Origin of the sequence: Pseudomonas sp. PS01270, assembly GCF_029959775.1 — a bacterium.
GTDB classification, from domain to species: Bacteria; Pseudomonadota; Gammaproteobacteria; order Pseudomonadales; family Pseudomonadaceae; genus Aquipseudomonas; species Aquipseudomonas atacamensis.
This window is the reverse complement of the sequence record NZ_JASCPT010000130.1, coordinates 1-15,054: the sequence shown is the minus strand read 5'-3', so window position 1 is coordinate 15,054 and position 15,054 is coordinate 1. Positions and strand designations below refer to the sequence as shown.

Sequence of the window (15,054 nt, the reverse complement as noted above, 5' to 3'; positions counted from 1 at the left end):
CGCGAATGCGGTGTGTCAGTCAGCATTCATTTGACTGACAGTCCGCATTCGCGAGCAAGCTCGCTCCCACATTGGTTTGTGTGACTTTCAAAATTGACGCTTACGCATCAACGGACCACCGATGAACCTCCGCCTCGCCCTGCCCTTCCTCCTGCTGCCAACCGCCAGCGCCCTTGCCGATACATTCGAACGCGATCAGGCGCTGAAGCTGCCGGACACGCTGATCAGCGCCAATCGTCAGGTCGAGGCGCGCAACGACAGCAGCGCCGCCAACACCGTGTTCACCCGCGAAGACATCGATCGCCTGCAACCCAGCGACGTGCCCGATCTGCTGCGGCGCGTGCCTGGCGTGCAAGTGGCGCAGACCGGCGGGCGCGGCAGTCTGCCGGGGATTTACATTCGCGGCACGCAATCGGCGCAGAGCCTGGTGCTGGTCGATGGCCAGCGCATCGGCAACTCGACTTCCGGCGACAGCAACCTGCAGCATCTGAACATCGAGCAGATCGAGCGCGTTGAAGTGCTGCGCGGTTCGCGTTCGGTGATCTACGGCAGCGACGCGATTGGCGGGGTGATCCAGATCTTCACCCGGCGCGGCACCGAGCAAGGCTTGCAGCCACGCCTGCATCTGGGCTTTGGCAGTCAGCAGACCTGGGAACGCAGCCTCGGCTTGTCCGGCGGCGACGAGAAAACCCGCTTCAACCTCGGCGCCAGCCTCGACGAAACGGCCGGGATCGACCGTACGCACGAGTCGTATCCAAGCGACAGCGACCATGACGCCTACCGCAACAAATCCCTGAGCCTGAGCCTCAGCCACGCGCTGACCGATGACGTCGAAGTCGGCGCCAATCTGCTGGATAACCGTGGCAGGAGCGAATTCGACAACCCGTTCGGCCGCTTCGACATGGACACTTTCGAGTCGGTGCAACAGCAGCCATACAGTGATTTCAATGTCAGCAGCATCAGCAGTTATGTCGATGCGCGGGTCAACGAAACCTGGAAAACCCGCATCGAACTCGGCCACAGCGAAAACCGCGAAAAGACCTTCGACAAGCTCAGCGACGAGCGCACGGTGTTCAACACCTATCGCGACTCGGTGAACTGGCAGAACGACCTGACGCTGGACGCGCGCAACAGCCTGATTCTGGGCGGCGACTGGTACGAAGACCGGGTCAACAGCAGCACTGCGTTTGACGAGGACAGCCGCTGGAATCGCGCAGCGTTCATCCAGCATCGCTATCAGGCCGACAGTTTCTCCACCGAGATCGGCCTGCGCCACGACGACAACCAGCAGTTCGGCAACCAGAACACGTGGAGCGGCACTTTCACCCTGCCGCTGAACCCGGACAACGACGTGCTGCTGAGCTACAGCGAAGGTTTCCGCGCGCCGACCTTCAACGACCTGTACTACCCGGATTTCAGCAATCCCGACCTGAAACCGGAAACTTCGAAAAGCTACGAACTGCAATGGCGCAGCCAGTTGAGCGACAGCGCGCGGCTGGAAGCCTCGATTTACCGCACCGACCTGGAAGACGCGATCATCTTCGGCAGCAACTCACGCCCGCAGAACGTTGCGTCAGCGCGCATCAACGGTTTTGAAGCAGCGTTGAAGCAGGAGCTGTTTGGCTGGCAGAGCAATCTTGGCGTAGCGATCATTGATCCACGTGATCGCGATACCGGGCACACACTGGCACGGCGGGCGCGGCGCACGGCCAGTTGGGATCTGGATCGGCAGTTTGATCGCTTGGGTCTCGGCGCCAGTTGGCAATTGGTCAGCGGCAGTTACGACGACTTGAACAACACCCAGTCGCTGGGTGGCTACGGCACGCTCGGGCTGCGCAGCAGTTGGGCGCTGAACCGTGAGATCAAGCTGGATCTGAAGGTGGATAACCTGCTGGACAAGAACTACAGCCGGGCGAACTACAGCTATGACGGCGCGCAGTATGGCTATCGTGAGGAAGGTCGGGCGTGGATGTTTGGGGTGACATGGACCCCTGAACTCTGAACTGAGATTTGTGTTGGTTGGCAGGCCTCTTCGCGAGCAGGCTCGCTCCCACAGTAGACTGAGTGCGGCCACACAGTTTGTTTTCAACGCAAATCCAGTGTGGGAGCGAGCCTGCTCGCGAATACAGGCGATGCGGTCTACCGATCCGGCGCGATCAATTGGCAGAGTTTGGCGGTCGCACTGATCATCTGACCACTGGGCCTTTCCAGACCTTTGTCAGTGACCAATAGCAGTCTCCCCTGCCTGACTGCTGCCACCTGCGGCCAGGTTTTCCACGCCCCTAACTGCGCCTGATCACCGGCGACAATCACTTCCGGATCACGCTGCAACACTGCTTCAATACTTACCTGCGGCGCCGGCAGATTCAGCTCGGCGAAGACATTGCGCGCGCCGCACACCTCAAGCGCATCGCTGATGATCTGCCCGCCACCCACGGTGTATAGCGGTTTGTCCCAGACTTGATAGAAAACCCGCAGCGGTTCGTCACGGCTATAACGCTGGCGCAGATCATTCAGTTGCTCTCGCAATTCGGCCGCTCGTTTCGCCCCACGTTCTGGACGCCCGAGCTGTTTGCTGATCGCTTCAATTTGCGTCGCCAGTTGCGCCAACGTGTGCGGTTCGGCGACGAAGGTCGGAATGTGCAGGTGCTTGAGCTGATCACGCTGCCCCGCGCCAACACTGCCGGGCCAGAGCAGCAGCAAATCCGGTTTCAGGCTGAGCAAGCGCTCCATGTCGAGCTGGCCGTAGCGGCCCACTGATGGAACATCCGCTATCGCCGCCGGCCGCTCGCCCGCATCCAGTACGCCGACCAGCAGGTCAGCGGAATCCAGTTCAACGACGATTTCAGACAGCGAGGGGGCGAGGCTGACCACACGCAGTGCGGCCAGCGCCGGGTTGCTCAGGGCGAGCAGCAGAACCGCCAGCCACAGGCGATGCATCAGCCGAGTTGTCGCGGAATACGGTAGAGGTAGAACAGCACGGCGGTGGACAGCGCCAGCAACATCAACGGCACGGCTTCGAGGCCGACGAATACCGCCAGTGCGCCAATCCAGGCCGGCAAGGACGCTACCAGCAACGCCGTACGCCGACGCGCCGCAAGGGCAATCCAGGCGGCGGGTTCTTCGGCGGTATCGAGGGCTTTTTGCGTGGCGATCAGGGCGTGTTTGTAGCGGGCGAAATACTTCAGGCTGACAAACATCGAGGCGACGCCGGCAATGAACAAAGGCATTGCCAGCACTGGCAGCAGGCCCTGGCCTTCACCGAACAGCGCGTTGAGCACGAACAGCGGCAACAGCGCCAGCGCCAGGTATTGCCACCAGGCCACCGACAACCGCCGCCGCACCTGGCCACGGGTCACGCGCGGTCGACCTCGCCCTGATGCTCGTTGCCCATCATGTGGTCGAGCTTGCTGGCCTTGGTCGCCAGGTAGAGTTTGTTGTGCGGATTGTGCCCGGTGTGCAGCGGCACGCGCTCGGCGACGACGATGCCCATGTCGGTCAGCGCTTTGACCTTGCGCGGGTTGTTGGTCATCAGGCGCAGGGATTTCACGCCCAGATGCTCAAGCATCGGCAGGCACATGGCGTAGTCGCGCTGATCGGCGGCAAAGCCCAGACGCTCGTTGGCTTCCACGGTGTCGGCGCCGCCGTCCTGCAATTCATAGGCGCGGATCTTGTTCAGCAGACCGATGCCGCGCCCTTCCTGACGCAGATACAGCAGCACGCCACGGCCTTCGCGCGCAATCGCCTGCAAAGCTGCCTCTAATTGCGAGCCGCAGTCGCAACGCTGGCTGAACAAGGCATCGCCGGTCAGGCATTCGGAATGCAGGCGACCGAGTACCGGGGCGCCATCGGCAATTTCACCGAGGCTCAGCACGACGTGCTCACGCCCGGTGCTCTCATCGAGAAAGCCGTGCATGGTGAATTGCGCAAAAGGCGTTGGCAGCTTGGAAGCGGCGACGAAGACGACAGGCACCGATGTGCTCCTGATCTAGAAGACTGAAAATTCGCAGGCGGGCATTGTAACAGCAGGTTCCTGTGGACGCTTAGGCTGAATTATCGGGCATAACCATCAAAAAGTTTGATGACAGCTGCCATGCGCTCCCACAGGACACTGTGATCATTTTGGATCAAACGGATACGGCTGCTGCCACTTCTCGAAGACCGGCTTCAACTCTCCGCTCTTGACCAGCTCCGCCATGCGCCGGTCATACAGCGCCATCAACGCGCGAGCCTGTGGGGTATCGGCGAAACCGAGAAACAGCGGCAACTCAGCCAGATGCGAATAGCGATACTGCGCTGGATCCGCGGCATCGCGCACGACCGCTTCAATCTCGGTCAGCGCATCGATGTAGTAATCCGCCCGGCCCTGCTTGAGCATCAGCAGAATGCCGGTACGTCGTTCGATCTGGTTGAAGCGCTGGATGTTCGGCAAGTAGTTCTCGTAGCGGTAGCCGCGCACCCAGGCCAGACGATATTTGCCCAGGGTCGCCTGGGTCGGCGGCGGGCTGCTGGACAGGCCCAGCGCGTAGATGTGATCAGAATCGAACTTCGATTGCGGGTACAGCACATGCTCGGCTTCGTCGCGGTAGGAGCCGACCAGCGCGTCGACTTCCTTCAACTGCACCAGCCCGATCGACCGGGTGTACGGCACCGTGCGGATATCCAGCTTGACCCCGGCCGGCTCGAACACTTTGCGCAACACGTCCCAGGCCAGACCATGGCCGTCGGCGGCGGTGTAATCCTCCCAGTCTTCGCTGGCCAGATGGATCACCCCAGGCACAGGCGCGGCGGCCTGCGCATGGGCGAACGTGCCCAGCAGAGCCAGAAGCAGCAGCGCCAACCCGCGTCGCAGCATTGCGTGTTTCCTCACGTGAGTCGAATCAGGCGAATATCCAGACCAGCCCTTGCATCGCCAGCCAGGCGAACACACCGGCCAGCACGTCGTCGAGCATGATGCCGACGCCGCCATGCACGTGCTTGTCGATCCAGCGAATCGGCCACGGCTTGAGAATATCGAAGAAGCGGAACACCAGAAAACCCGCGAGCAACCAGTACCAGCCTTCCGGCACCAGCCACAGGGTGATCCACATGCCGACCATTTCGTCCCAGACGATGCCTTCGTGGTCGTGCACGCGCAAATCGTCAGCGACTTTGCCGCACAGCCAGAAACCGAACAGCATGGTGATGCCGAGCATCAGCCAGTAACCCCAGTCGGGCAGCATCTGCCACAACGGAATGAACGGCAGCGCCACCAGCGAGCCCCACGTGCCCGGCGCTTTTGGCAAGGTGCCGGAGCCGAAGCCGAACGCGAGGAAATGCCACGGATTGCGCCAGACCGAAGGAGGCACGAATTCGGCAGGGACCTGTTTCGGGTGATCTGTCACGGTGTCTCCTGAAAATGTTGGTAGCCGCGAATCTGCGGAGTGATGTCGCGCCCGTCGCGGTCCAGAAGCACCACGGCCTGGCCCGGCAGCACACGGCCGATCACATGGATCGGCCAGCCGTCGGCCAGCAGTGCCGGCAACTCGGCGGTCGGCAAGGTGAAGGCCAGTACGTAATCATCACCACCGCTCAATGCCGCGCGCTCGGCACTGCGCTGGCCGAGAAACGCGACTAAAGCATCCGACAACGGTACACGCTCGCGTTCAATCTCAAGTCGCACCTTCGACGCCAGCGCGATATGCCCGCAATCGGCGAGCAGGCCGTCGGAGATGTCCAGTGCCGCCGTGGCCTTGCCGCGCAGGGCCTGACCGAGGGCCAGTTGTGGTTGTGGCGACCAGTAATGATCGAGCAGCGGCTGGGCGATATGCGCTTCGGCATCACGTTGGGCCAATACCAGCGGCAAGGCGCCGGCCGCATTGCCCAGTTCGCCGCCGACGCAGAGCAGATCACCGGCCTGCGCACCGCTGCGGGTCAAGGCCTGGCCAGCGGGTACGCGGCCGAACACGGTGACCGTCAGGCTCAACGGTCCGCGCGTGGTATCGCCGCCGACCAGCGCGACGCCGCAGCTTTGCGCCATGCGGTTCAAACCCCGGGCATAGGCTTGCAGCCAATCGGCAGTCACCGTCGGCAAGGTCAGGGCAAGGGTAAAGGCAACGGGCGCGGCGCCCATGGCGGCCAGGTCACTGACCGCGACGGCCAGCGAGCGCTGACCGAGCAGAAACGGATCGCAGGGGTCGGCGAAATGCACACCGGCCACCAGCGTATCGGTAGAAACCGCCAGCTGTTCCCCAGCGGGAACCGCCAGCAAGGCGCAGTCGTCGCCGATCCCCAGAGCAACGCCTTCGCCGCCCTGCGCACAAGGCGCGGCGGCGAAGAAATTGCGGATCAGCTCAAACTCGCCCATGGCCGAGAAAAAGTATTCAAGCGCCGATCAGCGCTTGAACGCCTTCACTTCAGCTTCACGCAGGCGCGGGGCCAGCTTGTCGAGCACGCCGTTGACGAACTTGTGGCCGTCGGTCGAACCGAACACCTTGGCCAGCTCGATACCTTCGTTGATCACAACGCGGTATGGCACGTCGACGCGCTTGAGCAGTTCCCAGGTCGACAGGCGCAGAACCGCCAGTTCAACTGGGTCGAGCTCTTCGATCGCCAGATCCAGGCAAGGCGTCAGGGCAGTGTCGATTTCGGTCTTGAACTGCGGAACACCGTGAAGGATTTCACGGAAGTAGGCGCCGTCGACATCGGTGAAATCGTTATCAACGCGAAACTGCGCTTCGATCTCGTTCAGCGATTGCCGGGCCATGTGCCACTGGTACAGCGCCTGGGTCGCGAGCTGACGGGCTTCGCGACGCTTGGCGCTCTTCGACGGCTTGCCGGCATCCGCAGGTTTCGGATCGCGCGGGTTGAAACGATCGCTTTCGTCGCTAATCACTTGGCCTCCAACTGCGCCAGCAGGCTGACCATTTCCAGAGCGGACAGGGCAGCTTCGGCACCTTTGTTACCGGCCTTGGTGCCGGAACGTTCGATGGCTTGCTCGATGGAATCGACGGTCAGCACGCCGAACGCGACCGGTACGCCGAATTCCATGGAGACTTGGGCCAGGCCTTTGGTGCACTCGCCAGCGACGTATTCGAAGTGCGGAGTACCGCCACGAATGACCGCGCCGAGGGCGATGATCGCTGCGAACTCGCCTTTCTGGGCGACTTTCTGCGCAACCAGCGGGATTTCGAAGGCGCCCGGTGCGCGGATGATGGTGATGTCGCTTTCGCTCACGCCGTGGCGAACCAGGGCATCAACGGCACCGCTGACCAGGCTTTCAACCACGAAGCTGTTGAAGCGGCCCACTACCAGAGCGTAGCGGCCTTTGGGGGCGATGAAGGTACCTTCGATGGTCTTCAGGGTCATTCGTCAGTTCTCTTAAAGAGCCGGGACGCGTCTGCTACGCGCCCCTCAGTGATTATTTGCCGCGAATCGGAGTCCGGAAACAGCCGGTCATTATTCGGAGGGCACGTATTCTACAACTTCCAGATCGAAACCGGATATCGCATTGAACTTCATTGGTGCCGACATCAAGCGCATCTTGCGCACGCCGAGGTCACGCAGGATCTGCGAACCGGCACCGACAATGCTGTAGGTGGTCGGTTTTTTCGGCGTTGCCTGCTCACCGGTTTCACGGATATGCGCCAGCAGCACGTCGCCATCGAGCGGGTGACCGAGCAGCAGCACTACACCGCTGCCGGCCTCGGCGACCGCAGCCATGGCGGCGCGCAGGCTCCAGCGACCGGGTTGCTTGACCATCAGCAGGTCGCGCAGCGGGTCCATGTTGTGCACGCGAACCAGCGTTGGTTCTTCAGCGCAGACAGTGCCCAGCGTCAGAGCCATGTGCACGTCGCCTTCCACCGAATCACGATAGGTCACCAGGTTGAATTGGCCCAGTTCGCTGTCCAGCGGCTGCTCGGCAATCCGCTGAACGGTACGTTCGTGGATCATCCGGTAGTGGATCAGGTCGGCGATGGTGCCGATCTTGATGTTGTGTTCGGCGGCGAATGCTTCGAGTTCAGCGCGACGGGACATGGTGCCGTCGTCGTTCATCACTTCGCAGATCACTCCGCTCGGCTCGAAACCGGCCATGCGCGCCAGGTCGCAGGCGGCTTCGGTGTGGCCGGCGCGAGCGAGGGTGCCGCCGGCCTGCGCCATCAGCGGGAAGATGTGGCCCGGACTGACGATATCTTCAGCCTTGGCGTCCTTGGCCGCAGCCGCTTGCACGGTGCGCGCACGGTCAGCGGCGGAGATGCCGGTAGTCACGCCTTCGGCAGCTTCGATCGAAACGGTGAACTTGGTGCCGAAACCGGAACCGTTGCGTGGCGCCATCAGCGGCAGCTTCAACAGTTCGCAGCGCTCGCGGCTCATCGGCATGCAGATCAGGCCACGGGCGTGCTTGGCCATGAAGTTGATGTGTTCGGCCTGGCAGCATTCGGCGGCCATGATCAGGTCGCCTTCGTTCTCGCGGTCTTCGTCATCCATGAGGATGACCATCTTGCCTTGGCGGATGTCTTCAACCAGTTCTTCGATGCTATTGAGCGCCACAAGGCACCCCCTTCTTTTGAATTATTTGAGGTAGCCGTTTTGGGCCAGAAAGCTTTCGGTGATGGTGCTGCCGGCGGTCTTCTCGGCGGCCTTGTCGCCCAGCAGCAGACGCTCCAGATAACGCGCCAGCAGGTCGACTTCCAGATTCACCCGGCGGCCCGGCTTGTAAGAAGCCATGATGGTTTCGCTGAGGGTGTGCGGAATGATCGTCAGCATGAATTCGGCGCCATCGACTTCGTTCACGGTCAGGCTGGTACCGTCGACGGTGATCGAGCCTTTATGGGCGATGTACTTGGCCAGTTCTTTCGGCGCGCGGATGCGAAATTCCACGGCGCGGGCATTGTCGCTGCGCGAGACCACTTCGCCGACACCATCGACGTGACCGCTGACCAGATGCCCGCCAAGGCGAGTGGTCGGGGTCAGGGCTTTTTCCAGATTGACCGGGCTGCCGCTTTTCAAGTCATTCATGGCCGTGCAATCGAGGGTTTCGCGGCTGACGTCGGCGGCAAAGCCGTCGCCCGGCAACTCGACGGCGGTCAGGCAAACGCCGTTGACCGCGATGCTGTCGCCGAGTTTGACGTCACTCAGATCGAGCTTGCCGGTTGCGACGTGCACCCGCACATCACCGCCCTTTGGGGTCAGTGCGCGGATACTGCCGATGGATTCGATGATGCCGGTGAACATGGGGTTCTCCTTGAGAACGAGGCCAGCGCTAACGCAATGGCCGGGAATTATACGCGGGCTGAAGGCACAGGGATCGCAGTGACTCGCCAGTCATCGCCCACCGCGCGGATTTCAGTGATTTTCAGTTCCGGCGCATCTTTCATCTGCGCCAGCGGCCAGTCGAGCAGCGGACGCGCCGTGGAGCCAAGGAACTTGCCGGCAATGAAGATCACGAATTCGTCGACCAGCCCCAGTTGCGCAAAGGCGCCGGCCAGACGCGGCCCGGCCTCGACCAGCACCTCATTGGTGCCACGATGAGCCAGTTCGATGAGCAATTGATGCAGATCGACCTGGCCGTCGTCACCCAGCACGATCAGGCATTCCGGGCCGTTGGCGTATTGCTCCTCGACCGCTACACAGGTGGCCACCAGCGCCGGCCCGGCCTTGAAGAACGGTGCATCCAGCGGCACCCGCAGGCGGCCATCGATCAACACGCGCAATGGCGGGCGACTCATGGCCAGCGCGGTTTGCTCGCTGTCCAGACCGAGTTCGTCCGCGCGCACGGTCAAGCGTGCGCCGTCAGCCAGCACCGTATCGGCGCCGGTCAGCACCACCGCCGCCTCAGCGCGCAAACGCTGTACCGCAGAACGCGCCGCCGGGCCGGTGATCCATTGGCTCTCGCCGCTTTCCATCGCTGTGCGCCCATCGAGGCTCATGGCCAGTTTGACCCGCACGAACGGCAAGCCATGTTCCATGCGTTTCAGAAAACCTTGATTGAGCTTGCGCGCTTCTGCTTCCAGCACCCCGCTTTCAGTGGCGATACCGGCATCAGCCAAGCGCTGCAAACCGCGCCCGGCGACTTGCGGATTGGGATCACGCATCGCCGCTACGACCCGGGCAACGCCAGCGGTCACCAAGGCATCGGCACACGGCGGCGTGCGCCCGTGGTGGCTGCAAGGTTCGAGGGTCACATAAGCCGTCGCGCCCCGGGCCTGCTCGCCAGCGGCGCGCAGGGCGTGGACTTCGGCATGGGGTTCGCCGGCGCGCTCATGCCAGCCTTCGCCGACAATCTGGCCGTCACGCACCACCACGCAACCGACTCGCGGATTGGGATGGGTGGTGTAGTGGCCTTTGCGCGCCAGTTCCAGCGCGCGGGCCATGAAATGCGCGTCGAGGATCGCCTGCTCGGCGGCGGTGGTCATTCTTTCACCGGTTCGCGGGCGAGGCGGTCGATCTCTTCGCGGAATTCATTGAGGTCCTGGAAGCGCTTGTACACCGAGGCAAAACGGATATAGGCGACTTCATCAAGCTTTTGCAGCTCGGCCATCACCAGCTCGCCGACCACGAGGGATTTGACCTCGCGTTCGCCGGTGGCGCGCAGCTTGTGCTTGATATGGACCAGAGAGGATTCGAGGCGCTCGACGCTGACCGGACGTTTCTCCAGCGCGCGTTGCATGCCGGCGCGGAGTTTTTCTTCGTCGAACGGTTGGCGGCTGCCGTCGGTTTTGATCAGGCGCGGCAACACCAGTTCGGCCGTCTCGAACGTCGTGAAACGTTCGCCGCAGGCCAGGCATTCACGCCGGCGGCGCACCTGTTCGCCCTCGGCGACCAGACGCGAGTCGATGACCTTGGTGTCGTTGGCACCGCAGAAGGGACAGTGCATGGTGGCTGGCAACAAAAAATGGGAGGGCCATGGTAGCGCATCCCCGTGGCAAGACAAGCCATAGGCTTTGCGGTATACAGAACGGCATGATCGTCTGATCCATGGAATTCATTCTGCCGGAGCCTCCAATGCCGTTACGTCCGCTCGTTCTGCTCAGTCTTTTCAGCCTGCTGGTGGCCTGTGGCAGCGACGCGCCCAAGCCGCAACCGCCGACGCCGGGCCCCGCGCCGCAACAGGCGCAGAAAAAAGCCAAAGAGGCCGCCGAACTTGGCCCGCTGCCAGCGCATCAGCGCGAACTGAGCGGCACCCTGCAAGGCGTGCCGGCCGGCGCCGAGGTCGAACTGGCGCTGCTGGTCATCGATGAAAAGGATCGCCCGCAACAGTTGCTCGCCAGTTCCAGCCTGATCGGCAACAACCAGATCCTGCCGTTTCACCTGCGCTTCAACCCCGAGGCGTTTCCGGCCGGCGCACGGGTCGAGCTGCGCGGTCGCGCCAGCCAGTCCGGGCAACTGATCCTGCACCTGCCGTCGCAGACCATCACTCAACCGACCACTCAGGCTTTGGGCCAGCTGCAATTCGTCAAAGCGCCATGACAGCACCGCTCGACCTGCAACAGGCCTTGGGGGAATTGCTCGGCGACGCCAGACTGAAAGCCTGTGCGTTGCCGGGCACTGATTTGCAGCTGTGGCTGATCGACGGAGACAACATGGCCCGCGAATTCAGCCAGGAAGAAACCCAGCGCATCCTGCATGAACCGCCCTATTGGAGCTTTTGCTGGGCCAGCGGCTTGGCCGTGGCGCGTTATCTGGCACAGTTTCCAGAGTGGGTGCGCGGCAAGCGCGTACTGGATTTCGGCGCCGGTTCCGGGATCGCCGGCATCGCAGCGGTGAAGGCCGGGGCGCTGGAAGTGGTGGCCTGCGATCTCGATCCGTTGGCGATCGCCGCTTGCCGGGCAAATGCCGAGCTCAATGCTGTGCAGATGAGTTATTCGACGGATTTCTTTGCCGAGGCCGATCGCTTCGATCTGATTCTGGTCGCCGACGTGCTGTACGACCGCGCCAATCTGCCGTTGCTCGACGCGTTTCTCAGTCGCGGACGCGAGGCGCTGGTGGCGGATTCACGGGTGCGGAACTTTCGTCATCCGTTGTATGAGCGAATTGAAGTGCTCGAGGCGATGACCTTGCCGGATCTGGCCGAGCCGGAAGAGTTTCGGCATGTGAGCCTTTACCACGCCACCCGCGCATGATCGTTCCCACGCTCTGCGTGGGAATGCAGCCCGGGACGCTCCGCGTCCCTTCGTACGGCGTAACGCAGAGCGTCACCGGAGGCATTCCCACGCGGAGCATGGGAACGATCAGTGTTACAGCTTTCAGCAGCCCCTCGCGAAGCTTTATAGTGAGCCCATCCACGCTTTTACGAGATCCCCCATGAGTCAGCAAACGCCGTATATCTTCGACGCCACGACTGCCGATTTCGACCAGTCGGTGATCGAAGCCTCCTTCAACAAACCGGTGCTGGTGGATTTCTGGGCCGAATGGTGTGCGCCGTGCAAGGCGTTGATGCCGATGTTGCAAGGCATTGCCGAGAGCTATCAGGGCGAGTTGCTGCTGGCCAAGGTCAACTGCGACATCGAGCAGGACATCGTCGCCCGCTTCGGCATTCGCAGCCTGCCGACCGTGGTGCTGTTCAAGGACGGTCAGCCGGTCGATGGCTTTGCCGGGGCACAACCGGAATCCGCCGTGCGCGCGCTGCTGGAACCGCATGTGCAGATGCCGCCACCGGCCGCTGCCGACCCGTTCGAACAGGCCCAAGCGATGTTCGACGAAGGTCACTTCGCCGAGGCGGAAGCGGTGCTGGTGACCATTCTCAATGAAGACAATACCAACGCCAAAGCGCTGATCCTTTACGCACGCTGCCTGACCGAACGCGGTGAGCTGGGCGAAGCGCAAACCGTGCTCGACGCGGTCAAGAGCGATGAGCACAAAGCCGCACTCGCCGGGGCCAAGGCGCAGATCCAGTTCCTCGGCCTCGCCCGCGACCTGCCGGACGCCGCCGACCTGAAAAGCCGCCTGGCGCAAAATCCACAGGACGATGAAGCGGTGTACCAACTGGCGATCCAGCAACTGGCGCGCCAGCAATACGAAGCGGCGCTGGACGCCCTGCTGAAGCTATTCATCCGCAACCGCAGCTACGGCGACGGCTTGCCGCACAAGACCTTGCTGCAGGTGTTCGAACTGCTGGGCAATGATCATCCGTTGGTGACGGCTTACCGTCGCAAAGTGTTTGCGGCGCTGTATTAAGGCCTCACCCGATCCAGCTATAGAGCGGCGTATCCCCGCCGCTCGCCACTTTCACATCGGAACTATGGCGCAAGCGCACGAGCAAACGCTTGCCCGCTGCCGCACTGCCGGTGAGCGCCTCCAACTGATCGAGCAGATCCGGCCCGCTAAGTTGCCCGGCGTTGCGCAACAAGTCTTTGGCCACCTGCCACAGCGCATCATCCTGATTCACCGGCTTCGCCGCCGGAGCGGGCGCAACCGCCTCAGACTGCGCAATCGGCGCCTGCCCGCTCAGCGCCGAACCCAGCCTGGCCCAATCGCTGTCATCCAGCTCCACCGTCAAATCCACCGGCACCTCGCCGACCGTTCCGCGTATCCGCAACATCGAGTTCGCTCCTGCACTTTTCTGACCTGCATGCTCCCATGGGACTTGTGCAACGCCAAGCGACGTTGTCCAGTGTGGCGGTTATCGAGCATTCATCTACAGTGTCCTTTTTCTCACAGCACCCTGTAATGAAACGAAGTTACTACGCCCTATTGATGACCCCACTCTTGCTCATCGTGGCATGGCGCATCTGGTTGCCTGCCGATCTTTCGGCTTGTCCCGCTGACGGGGAAACTGCAGGTCCACTGACCCTTGTTATTCGTGATTACTTTGAGCGCAATAGCCGGACCGACTGGCGAGACATGGATGATCGTTTCGACATACTTTCAACCCCCGAAGGCCAGAGCATAGCGAGTCAACCGAATTCACACACTTGCGAAGCATTGCGGGTACTGCAGAGTCCGGCGTTCAGTCAGAGTGAAAAAATCTTCACCATGGCACTTATGTTCAGACTGCCAATCGACCAGTACATGGCCCTGATGGATCGCAGTCATCAACTCTACACGCAGGGCAAAATGGATAAGGAGGTGCTGACTCTGGTGGTATTTCCGCGCGGAACAGCCATCAACTACTGGTGGCTTCCGGCTTGGCGACAGCGTTTCAGTCGCGATGCCCCGAGCGTGCTCGACGCAAATCTGATCAACGATGTTCTTTCGGGACACTATTGGTTCGACTATCCCGGCGCAGGCTTCTGATTCTGCAAGCATGACATCCAACCCCAGCACCGCCCGCGAACTCATCCCGGGCGGTGCTTAGCCATGTCTTGCGCAATCTCAAGCGCACGGGCACACTCTGCTCACTTTCGTTATAAGATTACATAACAAACTTTTCATTTTTCTCGGAGTTCGTCATGCGTCGTTTGTTGCTCGCTTTGCCGTTTGCCCTGTTGCCGCTGGCCGCTGCCCATGCGGTTGATGAGCACGATCATGATCATGAGCACGGCAGCCTCGGCGCTCATGAACATGGTGTGGGTCGGCTGAACGCCGCGCTGGAGGGTCAGACCCTGGAGCTGGAGCTGGAAAGCCCGGCGATGAATCTGGTGGGTTTTGAACACGCCGCCACGTCGGATGCCGACAAGGCCAAAGTCGCTGCCGCTCGGGCGCAGCTGGAAAAACCATTGGCCCTGTTCAGTCTGCCCGCTGCGGCCGGTTGCAAGGTGGTCAGTCAGGAACTGGAAAGCCCGCTGTTCGGCGACAAACCGGACGCCGACAATCACGACGAAGATGAAGCGGACAAGGACGGTCACGAGCATCACCACGACCACAGCGAAATCCATGCGCATTACCAATTCAGCTGCGCCACACCGGGCGCGCTGAGCACGCTGAACCTGACGAACGTCTTCAAGACCTTCCCGGCGACGCAGAAGATTCAGGTACAACTGATCAGCGCCAGCGGCCAGCAAGGTACGGAAGTCACGGTCAAGTCGGCTGCGCTGAAATTCTAGGATCCACCGAAATCCCCTGTGGGAGCGAGCCTGCTCGCGAAGGCGGCGTGTCAGCTGACATGTGGGTGTCTGACCCAGCGCTTTCGCGAGC

At 61.8% G+C, this 15,054-nt stretch carries 19 protein-coding genes; 6 read left to right on the top strand and 13 right to left on the bottom strand.

The features are described from left to right. Window positions 1–121: 121 nt before the first annotated feature. Window positions 122–2,002, top strand: coding sequence for a TonB-dependent receptor (locus QMX86_RS23965; RefSeq protein ID WP_282386143.1), 1,881 nt, complete (start codon window positions 122–124; stop codon window positions 2,000–2,002). A 137-nt stretch (window positions 2,003–2,139) separates the two neighbouring features. Here QMX86_RS23965 and QMX86_RS23960 read toward each other — a convergent pair whose 3' ends face one another. From QMX86_RS23960 to nrdR, 12 genes are all read right to left on the bottom strand, one after another. Beyond that, a complete protein-coding gene (locus tag QMX86_RS23960; protein ID WP_282386141.1) occupies window positions 2,140–2,940 on the bottom strand; it encodes a cobalamin-binding protein in 801 nt (266 codons plus the stop codon). Continuing rightward, window positions 2,940–3,359 (bottom strand): MFS transporter, encoded by a 420-nt coding sequence (locus tag QMX86_RS23955; protein WP_073475718.1) that lies wholly within the window; start codon window positions 3,357–3,359, stop codon window positions 2,940–2,942. The genes QMX86_RS23960 and QMX86_RS23955 overlap by 1 nt, the downstream gene beginning before the upstream one ends. Further along, window positions 3,356–3,973 (bottom strand): GTP cyclohydrolase II, encoded by a 618-nt coding sequence (ribA, locus tag QMX86_RS23950; protein WP_024014485.1) that lies wholly within the window; start codon window positions 3,971–3,973, stop codon window positions 3,356–3,358. The genes QMX86_RS23955 and ribA overlap by 4 nt, the downstream gene beginning before the upstream one ends. Before the next feature lie 144 nt (window positions 3,974–4,117). After that, window positions 4,118–4,855, bottom strand: coding sequence for a transporter substrate-binding domain-containing protein (locus tag QMX86_RS23945; RefSeq protein ID WP_071173721.1), 738 nt, complete (start codon window positions 4,853–4,855; stop codon window positions 4,118–4,120). A 25-nt stretch (window positions 4,856–4,880) separates the two neighbouring features. Continuing rightward, entirely contained in the window at window positions 4,881–5,384 is a 504-nt protein-coding gene (locus QMX86_RS23940; protein ID WP_024014487.1) for a phosphatidylglycerophosphatase A, read from the bottom strand. Then, window positions 5,381–6,346 (bottom strand): thiamine-phosphate kinase, encoded by a 966-nt coding sequence (thiL, locus tag QMX86_RS23935; RefSeq protein WP_282386138.1) that lies wholly within the window; start codon window positions 6,344–6,346, stop codon window positions 5,381–5,383. Before thiL ends, QMX86_RS23940 begins: the two co-directional genes overlap by 4 nt. 27 nt (window positions 6,347–6,373) lie before the next feature. Beyond that, window positions 6,374–6,874: a transcription antitermination factor NusB gene (nusB, locus tag QMX86_RS23930; protein WP_024014489.1), complete on the bottom strand. Its 501-nt coding sequence runs from the start codon at window positions 6,872–6,874 to the stop codon at window positions 6,374–6,376. Next, complete coding sequence (gene ribE, locus QMX86_RS23925; RefSeq protein ID WP_003228649.1) at window positions 6,871–7,347, bottom strand: 6,7-dimethyl-8-ribityllumazine synthase; 477 nt, start codon at window positions 7,345–7,347, stop codon at window positions 6,871–6,873. Before ribE ends, nusB begins: the two co-directional genes overlap by 4 nt. A gap of 90 nt (window positions 7,348–7,437) precedes the next feature. Continuing rightward, window positions 7,438–8,529, bottom strand: a complete 1,092-nt coding sequence (gene ribBA / locus QMX86_RS23920) for a bifunctional 3,4-dihydroxy-2-butanone-4-phosphate synthase/GTP cyclohydrolase II (RefSeq protein ID WP_024014490.1) — start codon at window positions 8,527–8,529, stop codon at window positions 7,438–7,440. Window positions 8,530–8,550: 21 nt separating this feature from the next. After that, complete coding sequence (locus QMX86_RS23915; RefSeq protein WP_016772981.1) at window positions 8,551–9,213, bottom strand: riboflavin synthase; 663 nt, start codon at window positions 9,211–9,213, stop codon at window positions 8,551–8,553. A 47-nt stretch (window positions 9,214–9,260) separates the two neighbouring features. Further along, the gene (ribD, locus tag QMX86_RS23910) at window positions 9,261–10,394 is read right to left on the bottom strand and encodes a bifunctional diaminohydroxyphosphoribosylaminopyrimidine deaminase/5-amino-6-(5-phosphoribosylamino)uracil reductase RibD (RefSeq protein ID WP_282386136.1); all 1,134 of its coding nucleotides are present in this window, start codon (window positions 10,392–10,394) and stop codon (window positions 9,261–9,263) included. After that, window positions 10,391–10,855, bottom strand: a complete 465-nt coding sequence (gene nrdR / locus QMX86_RS23905) for a transcriptional regulator NrdR (RefSeq protein ID WP_007910946.1) — start codon at window positions 10,853–10,855, stop codon at window positions 10,391–10,393. Before nrdR ends, ribD begins: the two co-directional genes overlap by 4 nt. Window positions 10,856–10,983: 128 nt before the next feature. On the opposite strand from nrdR, the gene QMX86_RS23900 reads away from it, so the two are divergent. The 3 genes from QMX86_RS23900 (at window position 10,984) to trxA (ending at window position 13,155) form a co-directional block, all read left to right on the top strand. Further along, window positions 10,984–11,448 (top strand): YbaY family lipoprotein, encoded by a 465-nt coding sequence (locus QMX86_RS23900; protein ID WP_042610623.1) that lies wholly within the window; start codon window positions 10,984–10,986, stop codon window positions 11,446–11,448. Next, entirely contained in the window at window positions 11,445–12,101 is a 657-nt protein-coding gene (locus QMX86_RS23895) for a 50S ribosomal protein L11 methyltransferase (protein WP_110646076.1), read from the top strand. Before QMX86_RS23900 ends, QMX86_RS23895 begins: the two co-directional genes overlap by 4 nt. Window positions 12,102–12,282: 181 nt before the next feature. Then, window positions 12,283–13,155 carry a thioredoxin gene (trxA, locus tag QMX86_RS23890; protein WP_282386132.1) on the top strand — a complete coding sequence of 291 codons (873 nt, stop codon included), beginning with the start codon at window positions 12,283–12,285 and terminating at the stop codon, window positions 13,153–13,155. Between the two features lie 4 nt (window positions 13,156–13,159). Here trxA and QMX86_RS23885 read toward each other — a convergent pair whose 3' ends face one another. Continuing rightward, entirely contained in the window at window positions 13,160–13,519 is a 360-nt protein-coding gene (locus tag QMX86_RS23885) for a hypothetical protein (RefSeq protein WP_122705922.1), read from the bottom strand. Between the two features lie 128 nt (window positions 13,520–13,647). Here QMX86_RS23885 and QMX86_RS23880 point away from each other — a divergent pair, with 128 nt between their 5' ends. Together QMX86_RS23880 and QMX86_RS23875 are read left to right on the top strand one after the other, a co-directional pair. Beyond that, the gene (locus QMX86_RS23880) at window positions 13,648–14,214 is read left to right on the top strand and encodes a hypothetical protein (protein WP_071173727.1); all 567 of its coding nucleotides are present in this window, start codon (window positions 13,648–13,650) and stop codon (window positions 14,212–14,214) included. A gap of 155 nt (window positions 14,215–14,369) precedes the next feature. Then, window positions 14,370–14,963, top strand: coding sequence for a DUF2796 domain-containing protein (locus tag QMX86_RS23875; protein ID WP_282386129.1), 594 nt, complete (start codon window positions 14,370–14,372; stop codon window positions 14,961–14,963). Window positions 14,964–15,054 lie beyond the last annotated feature (91 nt).